This window comes from Pseudomonas sp. Irchel s3h14, from assembly GCF_900187425.1.
Classification (GTDB): Bacteria; Pseudomonadota; Gammaproteobacteria; order Pseudomonadales; family Pseudomonadaceae; genus Aquipseudomonas.
The window spans coordinates 237,161-251,261 of record NZ_FYDJ01000004.1; the positions used below are offsets into that span (position 1 = coordinate 237,161).

Annotated in this window: 8 protein-coding genes; 3 read left to right on the top strand and 5 right to left on the bottom strand. The window is 59.8% G+C overall.

Annotation, left to right across the window (positions count from 1 at the left end; translation table 11 throughout):
* Window positions 1–90: 90 nt before the first annotated feature.
* Window positions 91–255, bottom strand: coding sequence for a hypothetical protein (locus tag CKW16_RS32280; RefSeq protein WP_176471537.1), 165 nt, complete (start codon window positions 253–255; stop codon window positions 91–93).
* 229 nt (window positions 256–484) lie between these two features.
* Here CKW16_RS32280 and CKW16_RS10320 point away from each other — a divergent pair, with 229 nt between their 5' ends.
* From CKW16_RS10320 to glgB, 3 genes are all read left to right on the top strand, one after another.
* Window positions 485–2,479 carry an alpha-1,4-glucan--maltose-1-phosphate maltosyltransferase gene (locus CKW16_RS10320; RefSeq protein WP_095128320.1) on the top strand — a complete coding sequence of 665 codons (1,995 nt, stop codon included), beginning with the start codon at window positions 485–487 and terminating at the stop codon, window positions 2,477–2,479.
* A 175-nt stretch (window positions 2,480–2,654) separates the two neighbouring features.
* Window positions 2,655–5,996, top strand: a complete 3,342-nt coding sequence (gene treS, locus CKW16_RS10325) for a maltose alpha-D-glucosyltransferase (protein WP_095128321.1) — start codon at window positions 2,655–2,657, stop codon at window positions 5,994–5,996.
* 2 nt (window positions 5,997–5,998) lie between these two features.
* Entirely contained in the window at window positions 5,999–8,230 is a 2,232-nt protein-coding gene (gene glgB / locus CKW16_RS10330) for a 1,4-alpha-glucan branching protein GlgB (protein WP_095128322.1), read from the top strand.
* Window positions 8,231–8,365: 135 nt separating this feature from the next.
* Here the strand turns inward: glgB and CKW16_RS10335 are convergent, their stop codons facing one another.
* The 4 genes from CKW16_RS10335 to glgX all read right to left on the bottom strand — a co-directional run bounded on the left by CKW16_RS10335 (window position 8,366) and on the right by glgX (window position 14,027).
* Window positions 8,366–9,439, bottom strand: coding sequence for an autotransporter outer membrane beta-barrel domain-containing protein (locus CKW16_RS10335; RefSeq protein ID WP_095128323.1), 1,074 nt, complete (start codon window positions 9,437–9,439; stop codon window positions 8,366–8,368).
* A gap of 429 nt (window positions 9,440–9,868) precedes the next feature.
* Window positions 9,869–10,669: an endonuclease/exonuclease/phosphatase family protein gene (locus CKW16_RS10340; protein ID WP_095128324.1), complete on the bottom strand. Its 801-nt coding sequence runs from the start codon at window positions 10,667–10,669 to the stop codon at window positions 9,869–9,871.
* Window positions 10,670–10,960: 291 nt separating this feature from the next.
* Window positions 10,961–11,719 (bottom strand): PIG-L deacetylase family protein, encoded by a 759-nt coding sequence (locus CKW16_RS10345; protein WP_095128325.1) that lies wholly within the window; start codon window positions 11,717–11,719, stop codon window positions 10,961–10,963.
* Between the two features lie 148 nt (window positions 11,720–11,867).
* Entirely contained in the window at window positions 11,868–14,027 is a 2,160-nt protein-coding gene (gene glgX, locus CKW16_RS10350) for a glycogen debranching protein GlgX (RefSeq protein WP_095128326.1), read from the bottom strand.
* Window positions 14,028–14,101 lie beyond the last annotated feature (74 nt).

The window sequence follows — 14,101 nt, forward strand, 5'->3', positions numbered from 1 at the left end:
GGAATGCCTCAATGGACGCTCCGCGTTCGCTTCGGCAGGGACGCGGAGCGTCCCGGGCTGCATTCCCACGCGGAGCGTGGGAACGATCATTTAAGGGGTAGCGATCACCGTCGGCGTGGTCTGCGGAGGGTCTTCGCGCGGAGGCGGGGTAGTGCCGGGCGGCTCTTGCTCAGGTACAGGTTCAGGCTCGGTCGGCGGAATGGTCGGGCTGTCGATGTTTGGATCAGGCGTTTCGGCAGGGATCGGAATGCTCATAAATTCAGCCTCCAGTGGCACATGGCGTAAGTCGTGCTTAAGTGTGTTGACCACCGTGCAAAGGAATTGATTCCTCCGAAGGCCCAGGCAATTCTCGTGAACTTTTACCGGCGCCTGTCGCTCGGAACCTAAGTGAGTTCATTCCGGGGCGGACGATCCTGCGGGATGGCTATCCTGTTACAAGCCACAGACACAAGAGCGTCCATGGGGCGTAAAGGAGAGATGCTCGATGACTGCTGAAAAACCCACAGAGCTGAACTACAACCCTCATATGCCGCTGTCGCAGGCTTTACTGCTACCGCGCATCGCCATCGAAAACACCATGCCGATCCTCGATGGCGGGCAGTTCGCCGTCAAAGCCGTGGTGGGTCATGACGTGGTGGTGACCAGCAAAGTGTTCGCCGACGGTCATGACAAATTGGCCGTGCGAGTGCGCTGGCACGCCGAGGGTGAGGAGACCTGGCAAAGCGATGTCATGGCCGACCTGGGCAATAATGGTTGGCAGGGCCAGTTCCGGGTCGCGCGCCAGGGCCGTTATGTGTTTTGCATCGAAGCCTGGATCGATCAGTTCGCCAGCTTCTGTTATGACCTGGAGAAAAAACACGCCGCCAGAGTGCCGATCAGCCTGGAACTGCAGGAAGGGCGGACTCAAGTCCAGCAAGCCGCCGAACGCACGGAAGGACAGCTGAGCGAGCAACTGGCAGCGCTGCACCATGAATTGTCGGGTCTGCTCGAAATCGAGCAGGTCGAGCTGTTTCTGCACCAGCGTAGCGCCGAGCTGATGACGTTGGCCGATCATCGTGCCTATTTGAGCGTCAGCCCTGAGTACCCGCTCGACGTCGAACGGGACCTGGCGCAGTTCGCCAGTTGGTATGAATTGTTTCCACGTTCAATCACTGACGATCCGGCCCGTCATGGCACCTTCAACGATGTGCATTCGCGGCTGCCGATGATCCAGGACATGGGCTTCGATGTGCTGTACTTCCCGCCGATCCACCCGATCGGCCGCAGTTACCGCAAGGGCCCGAACAACTCCCTGACCGCTGGGCCGGACGATCCGGGCAGTCCGTATGCCATCGGCAGCGAAGAGGGCGGTCATGAGGCGATTCATTCGGAGCTGGGCACGCGCGAAGACTTCCGGCGTCTTGTCGCGGCAGCCGCTGACCATGGGCTGGAAATCGCCCTCGACTTCGCGATTCAGTGTTCCCAGGATCATCCATGGCTGCAACAGCATCCGGGCTGGTTCAACTGGCGTCCCGACGGCACGATCAAATACGCCGAGAACCCGCCGAAGAAATACCAGGACATCGTCAACGTCGATTTCTATGCCACCGATGCGATTCCTAGTCTGTGGGTCGAGTTACGCGACGTCGTGGTGGGTTGGGTCGAGGAGGGCGTGAAGCTGTTTCGCGTCGACAACCCTCACACCAAACCGCTGCCGTTCTGGCAGTGGCTGATTGCTGATGTGCGAGCGCTGTACCCCGAGGTGATCTTCCTGGCCGAAGCCTTCACCACCCCGGCAATGATGGCGCGGTTGGGCAAGGTCGGTTACTCCCAGAGCTACACCTACTTCACCTGGCGCAACAACAAGTCCGAGCTGGCCACCTATTTCACTGAACTCAATGAGTCACCGTGGCGCGAATGCTTCCGGCCGAACTTCTTCGTTAATACACCGGACATCAACCCGGCGTTTTTGCATGAGTCGGGGCGCGCCGGATTTCTGATCCGCGCCGCGCTGGCGACCATGGGCTCCGGTCTGTGGGGCATGTATTCAGGCTTTGAACTGTGCGAAGCGGCACCGGTGCCGGGCAAGGAGGAATACCTCAATTCCGAGAAGTACGAAATCCGCCCACGGGACTTCAACGCGCCAGGCAACATCATTGCCGAGATCGCCCAGCTCAACCGTATCCGCCGGCAGAACCCGGCCTTGCAGACGCATCTGGGCTTGAAGGTCTACAACGCCTGGAACGACAACATTCTGTATTTCGGCAAACGCAGCGCGGATGGCAGCAATTTCGTTCTGGTGGCGGTGAGCCTTGATCCGCATAACGTCCAGGAAGCGAATTTCGAATTGCCGCTGTGGGAAATGGGCTTGCCCGACGACGCCAGTACCCAGGGCGAAGACTTGATGAGCGGTCATCGCTGGACCTGGCACGGCAAGTACCAGTTCATGCGAATCGACCCAGCGCATCAACCGTTCGGGATCTGGCGGATCACCGTTTAACACTGATTAGCACTGATCGTTCCCACGTCGAGGCGTCGAACCGTCCGCGTGGGAATGCCGCCTCGGACGCTCTGCGTCCGCCGCTGTGACGCAGAGCGTCACTGGATGCATTCCCACGCAGAGCGTGGGAACGATCTTGTCCGGGGCGCTTTCCAGTTTTCAACAGGAGTTTCAAATGGCGAAGAAACCCAAGGCAGCCACCTTTATCAAGGACCCGCTCTGGTACAAGGATGCGGTGATCTACCAGGTTCACGTTAAGTCTTTTTTCGACTCCAACAATGACGGGATCGGCGACTTTCCCGGTCTTATCGCCAAACTCGATTACATTGCCGATCTGGGCGTCAATACCATTTGGCTGTTGCCGTTCTATCCCTCGCCACGACGCGATGACGGCTACGACATTGCCGAATACCGTGGCGTGCATTCCGACTACGGCACCATGGCCGACGCCAAGCGGTTCATCTCTGAAGCCCATAAACGTGGCCTGCGGGTGATTACCGAACTGGTCATCAACCACACCTCTGACCAGCACGCCTGGTTTCAGCGTGCGCGCAAGGCCAAGAAAGGCTCGGCGGCACGGGACTTCTATGTCTGGTCCGATGACGATCAAAAGTACGACGGCACCCGCATCATCTTTCTCGACACCGAAAAATCCAACTGGACCTGGGACGCGGTGGCCGGTCAGTACTTCTGGCATCGCTTCTATTCTCACCAGCCAGACCTGAATTTCGACAACCCGCAAGTCATGAAAGCCGTACTGTCGGTGATGCGCTACTGGCTGGACATGGGCATCGACGGTCTACGCCTGGACGCGATTCCGTACCTGATCGAACGCGACGGCACCAACAACGAAAACCTGCCCGAGACCCACGACGTCCTCAAGCAGATCCGTGCCGAAATCGACGCCAATTACCCGGACCGCATGCTGCTGGCCGAAGCCAACCAATGGCCGGAAGACACGCAACTGTACTTCGGCGACACCGACGCCAAAGGCTTGAACGGCGACGAATGCCACATGGCGTTCCACTTCCCGCTAATGCCGCGCATGTACATGGCGCTGGCCCAGGAAGACCGCTTCCCGATCACCGACATTCTGCGTCAGACCCCGGAGATCCCGGCCAACTGTCAGTGGGCGATTTTCCTGCGTAACCACGATGAGCTGACCCTGGAAATGGTCACCGACAAGGAGCGCGATTACCTGTGGAATTACTACGCGGCCGACCGTCGGGCGCGGATCAACCTGGGGATTCGCCGCCGCTTGGCGCCGTTGATGGAGCGCGATCGTCGTCGCGTGGAACTGCTCAACAGTTTGCTGCTGTCGATGCCCGGCACGCCGACGCTGTATTACGGCGACGAGATCGGCATGGGTGACAACATCTACCTCGGCGACCGTGACGGTGTGCGCACGCCGATGCAGTGGTCGATTGACCGTAACGGCGGTTTCTCCCGCGCCGATCCGGCGAGTCTGGTGCTGCCGCCGATCATGGACCCGCAATACGGTTACCTGTCGGTCAACGTTGAAACCCAGGCCGGCGACCCGCATTCGCTGCTGAACTGGACCCGGCGCATGCTCGCCGTGCGCAAGCAGTCCAAGGCCTTCGGTCGAGGCACGCTGAAAATGCTCTCGCCGACTAACCGACGGATTCTGGCCTACACCCGGGAATTCACCGGACCGGACGGCAAGCACGAAATCATCTTGTGCGTGGCCAACGTGTCCCGTAGCGCGCAAGCAGCGGAACTGGACCTGTCGGCCTACGTCGGCATGGTGCCTGTGGAGATGCTCGGCGGTAACGCCTTCCCGCCGATCGGCCAGTTGAATTTCCTGCTGACCCTGGCGCCTTACGGCTTCTATTGGTTCGTATTGGCGGCGGAAAACCAGATGCCGAGCTGGCACGTGGAACCGGCGCAAAGCCTGCCGGACTTCACCACGCTGGTGCTGAAAAAACGCATGGAAGAACTGCTCGAAGCGCCTTCCCGCGGCACGCTGGAGCAGGGCATCTTGCCAAGCTGGCTGCAGAATCGCCGCTGGTTTGCCGGCAAGGACGGGGGCATCGAGCAGGTCAACATTGCCTATGGCGTGCGCTTTGGCGATCCGCTGCACCCCGTGCTGTTGAGTGAAATCGACGTCACCAGCGGCGGCCAGACCAGCCGCTATCAGTTGCCGTTCGGTTTTATCTCCGAAGATCAGGTGGGTGCCGCGTTGCCTCAGCAACTGGCCTTGTCTCGGGTCCGGCGCGTGCGTCAGGTCGGCTTGATCACCGACGCCTTCAGCCTCGACACCTTTGTGCATGCGGTATTGCTGGGCATGCAAAGTAATACCGTATTGCCATCCAGTGCTGGCGATATCTGCTTTGAGCCGACGTGGGAACTGGCGAAACTCGGTCTGACCGGGGAATCGGAAGTGCGTTACCTGTCCGCCGAACAGTCCAACAGTTCGGTGGTGATCGGCAACAGCCTGGTGCTGAAACTGATCCGCAAGGTCGCGTCTGGCGTGCACCCGGAACTGGAAATGAGCGCGTTTCTGACTCACGCCGGTTTCCGCAATATCTCACCGCTGCTGGGTTCGGTGGTTCGCCGTGATCCGGCGGGTGAGGAAAGTCTACTGATGATTGCCCAAGGCTATTTGAGCAATCAGGGCGACGCCTGGGAGTGGACCCAGAACAACCTCGAACGGGCGCTGCGTGATGAACTGGCCGACGCCATGTCCGAGCAGGAGCAACACTACAACGCCTTGGGCGAACTGAGAGATTTCGCCGGTATGCTCGGTCAGCGTCTGGGTGAAATGCATCAGGTACTGGCGGCGCCCAGCGACAACCCGGACTTCACTCCGAAGGTCACCACCCAGAAAGATGCCCTGGCCTGCGCCAAGGACGTGGCGGCGCAATTGGAGTACGCGCTGAAGTTGCTCAAACAGCATCAAAGCGAATTGAACCCGGCAGACAAAGCCTTGGTCACTCGTTTACTGGACAACAAAAAAGCCATCCTCAGCCATGTTCAGGAGCTGGGCAAAAAAGCCGTTGGTGGTCTGCGCATTCGCGTCCACGGCGACTTGCATCTGGGCCAGGTACTGGTGATCAAGGGCGACGCTTACCTGATCGACTTCGAAGGCGAGCCGGCGCGGCCGCTGCACGAACGACGGGGCAAACACAGCCCGTACAAAGACGTCAGTGGCGTATTGCGCTCCTTTGACTACGCTGCGGCGATGGCGATCAACGTGCACAACGTCGACAACACGGCCGATGCCCAAGCCGCTCGTCAACGTGTCGCTGATCGCTATTTAAATGAAGCAAGACAAGCATTTGTCGACGCTTATCGGCTGGCGGCAGCTAGTCTTGCTCATGCATGGCAAGATCCGGAAGGCGAGGACGCCGCGTTGGCGTTGTTCGGCCTGGAGAAGGCAGCGTATGAAGTGGCCTATGAGGCAGAAAATCGCCCCACATGGTTGCCCGTGCCGTTGCACGGTTTGTATGGGTTATTGAGTGGGCTTAAACCCTTTTCCGATCTTGGTGGAGAGTAGTCATGAGTTTCTCGAACAAGGAACAGGGTCACGCTAAAGAAGCGTTGCTGCCCAGATCGCGGGACATCGACGCGCTGGTACGCGCCGAACATCACGACCCCTTTGCAATTCTTGGCCCCCACGGCGATGGTCATGGCGGGCAATTCATTCGGGCCTATTTGCCGGACGCCTTGAGCGTGCAGGTACTGGCCAAGGACTCCGGGGAGGAACTCGGCAACCTTGAGGCCACCCAGACGCCGGGCCTGTTCGTCGGGCACTTCGATCGGGCGCAGGCGTATCTGCTGCGAACCCGCTGGGCCGGCGGCGAACAGGTTACCGAAGACCCTTACAGCTTTGGCCCATTGCTCGGCGAGATGGACTTGTACCTGTTCGCCGAAGGCAATCACCGCGATCTCAGCGCTTGCCTGGGCGCGCAGCTGAAAACGGTCGACGGTGTCGATGGCGTGCGGTTCGCCGTGTGGGCACCGAACGCCAAAAGGGTGTCGGTGGTGGGTGACTTCAACAACTGGGACGGTCGCCGGCACCCGATGCGCCTGCGTCATCCGACCGGCGTTTGGGAAATCTTCGTCCCGCGCATGCAAGCGGGGGAAACGTACAAATACGAAATCCTCGGTACCCACGGCATTCTGCCGCTCAAGGCCGACCCGATGGCGCTGGCCACCTCGCTGCCACCGGACACCGCGTCAAAAGTCGCTTCGCCGCTGAACATCGATTGGCAGGACCAGGAGTGGATGCAATCCCGCGGCGACCGTCATCGGGTGAGTGCGCCGCTGTCGATCTACGAATTGCATGCCGGGTCCTGGCAATGTGAGTTGGATGATCTGGGCGAAGTTGCGCGCCTGTACACCTGGCATGAGTTGGCCGAGCGGCTGATTCCTTACGTGAAGGATCTGGGTTTTACCCACATCGAACTGATGCCGATCATGGAACACCCGTTCGGCGGATCCTGGGGTTATCAGCTGCTGTCGCAATTCGCCCCGAGCGCTCGCTACGGGTCGCCGGATGACTTCGCCGCGTTCGTCAATGCCTGCCACCAGGCCGATATCGGCGTGATCCTCGATTGGGTGCCAGCGCATTTTCCGACCGATACCCACGGCCTGGCGCAGTTCGACGGCACCGCGCTGTACGAATACGGCAACCCGCAGGAAGGCTTCCATCAGGACTGGGACACGCTGATCTACAACCTGGGTCGCACCGAAGTGCACGGCTACATGCTGGCCTCGGCGCTGCACTGGCTGAAACATTTCCACGTCGACGGCCTGCGGGTCGATGCCGTGGCTTCGATGCTGTATCGCGATTATTCGCGCAAGGCCGGCGAATGGGTGCCGAACCGTCATGGCGGTCGGGAAAACCTCGAAGCCATCGACTTCCTGCGCCATCTCAATGACGTGATCGACCTCGAAGCCCCTGGCGCGCTGGTGATCGCCGAAGAGTCCACCGCATGGCCGGGTGTCAGCCAGGGCACGCAACAGGGCGGACTGGGCTTCGACTACAAGTGGAACATGGGCTGGATGCACGATTCGCTGCACTACATCCAGCAGGACCCGGTGTACCGCGCTCATCATCACAACGAACTGAGCTTCGGCCTGGTGTATGCCTGGTCCGAGCGCTTTATCCTGCCGATCTCCCACGACGAGGTGGTACACGGCAAGCACTCGCTGATCGACAAGATGCCCGGCGACCGCTGGCAGAAATTCGCCAACCTGCGCGCCTACCTCAGTTTCATGTGGGCGCATCCGGGCAAGAAGCTGTTGTTCATGGGCTGCGAGTTTGGTCAGTGGCGTGAGTGGAATCACGACCAGCAACTCGACTGGTACTTGCTGCAGTACTCGGAACACAAAGGTGTGCAGAAACTCGTCGGCGATCTCAATCGGCTGTATCGCGAAGAGCCGGCGCTGCATGATCAGGACGACGCGCCACAAGGCTTCCAGTGGTTGATCGGTGATGATGCAATCAACAGCGTCTACGCCTTCATGCGCTGGAGCAGGGAGGGACGGCCGGTGTTAGTGGTGGCTAACTTCACACCGGTGCCGCGTGAGGGGTATCGCATCGGCGTACCGTTTGAAGGGCGTTGGACCGAGGTGATCAACAGCGATGCGGCCACTTACGCCGGTTCGAACTATGGCAACAGCGGCGGGGCGTTTACCGAGGAGGAGCCGAGCCATGGCCAGGCACTCTCATTGGTATTGAATCTGCCGCCGCTGGCGGTGTTGATGCTGCGTCCGGAGGGTTGATCTAACACCGAGTCGCTCCCATCGCGAGCAAGCTCGCTCCCACATTGGATTTATGTCGTACACAAAACCAAATGTGGGAGCGGGCTTGCTCGCGAAGGCGTCAGCCGAAACAAAACGCCTCTTGAGGTCAGACGCTCACCACCGCATCCGCACACCCAAACTCCCAATCAACCCATTCAAATCATTGTCATCCACGTCACTGCTGTAGTCGGCGCTGACGTAGAAACTTACGGCGGGCGTCACTCTGGCCACCAGGCCCAAACCTACTTCGACGGTCGATGAATAGCGGCTGCTGCTGATCTTCTCGACCTGATCGAGGTTCACGGTATTGCCGGTGTACACCGTGTGCCACACGTTGGTTCGCACATAGGGTTCGACCCCCAGCCCGTTGATGTCGTAACTACCTTTCAACCGTGCACCGACCCGGCCGCTCCAGGACGTCAGATCACTGGACGAGGCATTGCCTGAGCCTGCATACGGGGTGTCCAGGGTAATGCGTTGATTGATCAACTGTGCCTGGGGTTCAACTACCCAGTTATCGCCCAGACCAATGGGAAAACCACCTTCCACCGACAGTGTCACCGCGCTGCCCTCGGTCGCCAGTCGGGCGCCCTGGTCATTGCGGGTATAGCCGTTGACCCGACCGCCGCTGGCCGTCAAGTCCACGTGCCAGCCCTGGGGCCCGGTCAGGCTCCAGTAGGCGCCGAGGCTCTGGCCTTCGAGGTTGAGGGTGTCGTGGCTGGGATCAGCAAGGGCGCGACCGGTCAGCAGCCCGTTGCTGTTGCCTTGTAACTGAGTCATGCCGCTGACCAGTCCGACCCGCTGGGTATGACCGCTACCGCTTTGCAGCGTCAGGATCGCCGGCCCTTTGAATTCGCTACTGCCAGGGATCGCAAACCCCTGAGCCAGCACATCGGTTTGCGCCTGCCGCGAAGCCTGCCCATACACCTGATCCCAGGCCGAAGGCGAAGCGTCCTCGATGGTCAGGCGTGAACTACGTGTATCGGAGGCGGCGCTGAAGCGGCCGGAGTAGGGGGTGGTGAAAGTGACGGCGGGTAAGGTCATGACCGGAACATCCTGACGGTACCAAGGCGTGGTTGCATCCTCTGCCGGCCCTGCCTGTATTTCCAGGGACGAGCACAGAAGGAGTGAACTCGAGACAGTGCAAAAAGTGACTTTGATCTCTTGTGGGGTGAATGAAGTTTTCATGGCGGTCTACCTTGCAATCGCATGCCGTATCTCGCTCTGGCGTCTCTCTCCTACCCCGAATGAGGGGCGACCGAATGTAGTGGGGCAAGCCTTTGGCCGCCCGATTTTGCGGGTGTCTTGGGGTTTGCCCCTGGTGTATTTCCGGGGGTAGTAACGTGTAGCTAAGAAGACCGATGCCACTGCGTCAAGAAAATGAACGATGAGCGGTATGGCTAATTTGGCCTATGCAACTAATTGTTTTTCGGCGTTTATCTAAGTTCTTGTTTGTACGAAAAATCATCGCGAAACCCGCGAATCAGAGGCGTTCGTCAGCCGACGGTCGGTCTTCGAGCTGCCTTGATCCAGCCAGTTGCTGACGGATTCTCGCTGTTTATTACTGTCAATAATGTGGCTGAAAACGCTCATTCGTTGCGGCTCGCAGTTGAACCGCTACAGGTGCACTTCCACCGCCAACGGCAAATGATCCGACAAATGCGTCCAGGGCTTGTGCCCCAGTATTCGCGGCTCATGACTGCTGGCATTGCGCAGATAAATCCGGTCCAGACGCAGCAGCGGGAAGCGCGCCGGATAGGTTTTCGCCGGGCGACCGTGGTGGCGTTCGAAGGCTTCATGCAGGTAGTCGCGTCGGGCGAGGGCCGTGTTGCCTTGCAGCTGCCAGTCGTTGAAGTCACCGGCGATGATCACCGGCGCATCGTCGGGCAAGGATTCGAGCAGTTGGCAGAGTAGTTGGAGCTGCAACTGGCGATGGCTTTCCAGCAGGCTCAAGTGAACGCAGATCGCATGCACTTCAGTGTGCCCCGGCACATCCAGCACGCAATGCAGCAGGCCGCGACGCTCGGGGCCGGTGATCGAGACGTCGAGGTTGCGGTGTTCGCGGATCGGGTATTTCGATAACAGGGCGTTGCCGTGGTGACCGTTGGGGTAGACCGCGTTGCGACCGTAGGCGAAGTCGCTCCACATGCTGTCGGCCAGGAACTCGTATTGTGAGGTCTGCGGCCAATCGTTGTAGCGAGTGGCATGACGGTCGTGTTCGCCGACGACTTCCTGCAGGAACACCAGGTCCGCCGATGTACTGCGTACCGCTTCACGCAGTTCCGGGAGAACGAAGCGTCGGTTGAGTGCGGTAAAACCCTTGTGGGTGTTGACCGTCAGCACTCTCAGTCGATGAATCGCCAGGGGCGTGTTCAATGGAGATGATTTGACGGCCTGCCACTTGGAATCACTGGTCACGTTCACTCCTCTGAATCAGGACTGGTTATGTATGCGACTGATGCAGCAGCGGGCAGTTCAGAGCGATTCGTCGCAAGCAGCCTTGACACCAAAATGTAGCAGCTGTCGAGCCTGCGAGGCTGCGTTCGGTTTGGGCCGCATTCGGACGAAGCAGTCGTCATCCAGAACATGAAGTTTGCCTGACACACCGCGTTGCCGGGTCTTACGACTGCTACGCAGCCGAACGCAGCCTCGCAGGCTCGACAGCTGCTACAGGCTGCTACCAGTGCTACCAGTGCTACCAGTGCTACGTCAGACGAAGACAATTTCATAAGGCAACCGTATCCGTTCCAGAAGCACCGGGGGTAGCAGCGGGGCGAGGCCGATTGCCGGCTCGCCGTCGAGCTGGCTGGCATAGGCGTGGGTGGCGTGGCTTTTGCGCGCGACGGTCCAGGTGTCCAGGCGCACCTTGCGCGCGCGATGCCACGGGATAAGCCCTCGATCACGCGTTGGCCAGTGCCAGGCCCAGACCGGTACTTCGTTGAACGTCGCGCCGACCATTGCTGCAGCCTTGGCGCTGGCCCGGCCGACGGCGTCATGGTCGACAATGCCATCTTCGCGCCAGGTGCTGAACACTACATCCCCGGGGCGTAAATAACGGGCGATGAATTGAGTCATCTGAAACTCGCGTTCGGCCAGGGCGTTGTCGGTGAAGCCGCCACGAATCCATTTCAGGCTGTGCATCGGCAGCCCGAGCCGGCGCAAGGCTTCGAGGCTTTCCTGGGGGCGGAACACGCTCAAGCGTTTCTCCGACCACTGTTGCGAGCCCGGATGGCTGGCGCTGCCGTCGGTGATCGAGATCAATTGCAGGGGATGACCCAGGGTGCTGAGCAGCTGCAGCAGGCCGCCACAGGTCACGACTTCATCGCCAGGGTGTGGGGCAATCAACACGGCGCGTGCGCCGGCAGGAACCAGGGTCTGAGTGCTGATGACAGGAATGTTGTCCAGTTGCGGGGCGCTGTTCCAGATTTGTACTGGTGGGATGCTTTCGCTGATGGAGACCGTTTTCATGGCTACGTCCTTGTTCTCGTTGTTAGCAATGTGCGGCGCTCCAAACCCTGGATTGCCGCGAGCAGAGTATTGCTCATGTCACGCTATTCGTCGCCTCGATGTTCCATTCAGTACGTTTTTTTATCCGAGCTATCCCTGAAGGTCCATTTCACTCTTCTTCCTCATGCTGCAATTCGAACAGCAGCAGCGAACGGCCAGTGACCGAATATTCGTGACCGAACTCGAAGCGTTCCTGACCCCGAATCGACGGTTGGTTGGTGTCGATCATGCAGGTCCAGAAACCGCCGTCCGGCACTTCCGGAAGCAGGAAATTGACGATGTCGTGATGCGCGTTGACCACCAACAGCAGGGTGGCGTCGGCGCCCTTGCGGCGGATACCGGTTTCCTGGGCGCGGCCATCCATCAGCATGCCGAGGCAGCGGCCATGGCCTTCCTCCCATTGTTCGATGGACATTTCGCTGCCGTCCGGCGCGAGCCAGGTGACGTCCTTGACGCCGATGTCCTCGTTGTAATTGCCCACCAGGAAGCGGCCGCGACGCAGGATCGGGTAGGCCAGGCGTAACTTGATCAGGCGTTTAACGAACTTGAGCAGGGCCTTGCCGTCTTCGCTCAGGTCCCAATTGACCCAACCGATCTCGCTGTCCTGGCAATAGGCGTTGTTGTTGCCTTCCTGGGTGCGGGCGAATTCGTCACCGGCCACCAGCATCGGCGTGCCTTGGGACAGCAGCAGCGTGGCAAAGAAATTGCGCATTTGCCGCTGACGCAGCTCATTGATCTCGGGATCGTCGGTCGGGCCTTCGACGCCGTGGTTCCAGGACAGGTTGTTGTTGCTGCCGTCCTGATTGTTCTCGTCGTTGGCTTCGTTGTGTTTGTCGTTGTACGACACCAGGTCGTTCAGGGTGAAACCATCGTGGGCGGTGACGAAGTTCACCGAGGCATACGGCCGCCGGCCACGCTGATTGAACATCTCGCCGGAGGCGGTCATGCGACTGGCGAAGTCCGCCAGTTGGCCATCGTCGCCTTTCCAGAACGCACGCACGGTGTCGCGGAATTTGTCATTCCACTCGACCCAACCCGGCGGAAAGTTACCCACCTGATAGCCACCGGGGCCGCAATCCCAGGCTTCTGCAATCATCTTCACCTGGCGCAGCACCGGGTCCTGCCGGCAGGCCACCAGGAAGCTGTGACGTTCGTCGAAGCCATCGTGGTAGCGCCCGAGAATGGTCGCCAGGTCGAAGCGGAAACCGTCGACGTGCATTTCCGAAGCCCAGTAGCGCAGGGAGTCGGTGACCATTTGCAGCACGCACGGGTGACTCAGGTCGAGGGTGTTGCCGGTACCGGAATCGTTGATGTAGAAGCGCTTGTCGTCGGGCATCAAACGGTAGTAGGAGGCGTTGTCGATGCCGCGCATGGACAGGGTCGGACCTTGTTCGTTGCCCTCGGCGGTGTGGTTGTAGACCACGTCGAGGATCACTTCAAGATTGGCTTCGTGCAGGTGCGCAACCATCTCCTTGAACTCGGCGATCTTCCCGCTGGCCAGGTAACGCGGGTCGGGGGCGAAGAACGCGATGCTGTTGTAGCCCCAGTAATTAGTCATGCCCTTGTGCAACAGATGCTGGTCGTTGACGAAGGCATGAATCGGTAGCAGTTCCACGGTCGACACGCCGAGCTTGCGGATGTGTTCCAGCACGTCATCGACCATCAACCCGGCGAAGGTGCCGCGCACATTCTCGGGGACGGAGGGGTGACGCATGCTGAAACCGCGCACGTGCGTCTCATAAATGATGGTCTTGTCCCACGGCACGCTGACCCGATGGTCGTGACCCCAGGTGTGGGCGGGGTCGATCACCTTGCACTTGGGTACGAACGGGGCACTGTCGCGCTCATCGAAACTGAGGTCGGCGTCGGGGTGGCCGATGGTGTAGCCGAACAGCGCTTCGGACCATTTCAACTGGCCGACCAGTTGTTTGGCGTAGGGGTCGATCAGCAACTTGTTGGGGTTGAAGCGATGACCGTTCGCCGGGTCGTACGGGCCGTAGACACGGTAGCCGTAGATCATCCCCGGATGCGCGTCGGGCAGGTAGCCGTGGTAGATCTCGTCGGTGTATTCCGGCAGTTCGATGCGTTCCAGTTCGACCTCGCCGGCATCATCGAAGATGCACAGCTCGACCTTGGTGGCATTGGCGGAAAACAAGGCGAAGTTGACCCCCAGGCCATCCCAGGTCGCGCCCAGCGGGAAGGGCAAGCCTTCACGGATTCGCGAGGCCTCGACCTGAGGTTCTGGCGCGGCTTTCTTCGGACTGGTCATAGGTGCTCCTGCAAAGGGGGGACAGTTCTTGGCTCTGGTTTTTTTTGAGGGCGAGCGAGCCCTCGGTGGCGAGA

Excerpts from the sequence above, each read along its gene's own strand:
- CKW16_RS32280 (WP_176471537.1), bottom strand. The coding sequence starts at position 255 with ATGAGCATTCCGATCCCTGCCGAAACGCCTGATCCAAACATCGACAGC.
- CKW16_RS10320 (WP_095128320.1), top strand. The coding sequence starts at position 485 with ATGACTGCTGAAAAACCCACAGAGCTGAACTACAACCCTCATATGCCG.
- treS (WP_095128321.1), top strand. The coding sequence starts at position 2,655 with ATGGCGAAGAAACCCAAGGCAGCCACCTTTATCAAGGACCCGCTCTGG.
- glgB (WP_095128322.1), top strand. The coding sequence starts at position 5,999 with ATGAGTTTCTCGAACAAGGAACAGGGTCACGCTAAAGAAGCGTTGCTG.
- CKW16_RS10335 (WP_095128323.1), bottom strand. The coding sequence starts at position 9,439 with ATGAAAACTTCATTCACCCCACAAGAGATCAAAGTCACTTTTTGCACT.
- CKW16_RS10345 (WP_095128325.1), bottom strand. The coding sequence starts at position 11,719 with ATGAAAACGGTCTCCATCAGCGAAAGCATCCCACCAGTACAAATCTGG.
- glgX (WP_095128326.1), bottom strand. The coding sequence starts at position 14,027 with ATGACCAGTCCGAAGAAAGCCGCGCCAGAACCTCAGGTCGAGGCCTCG.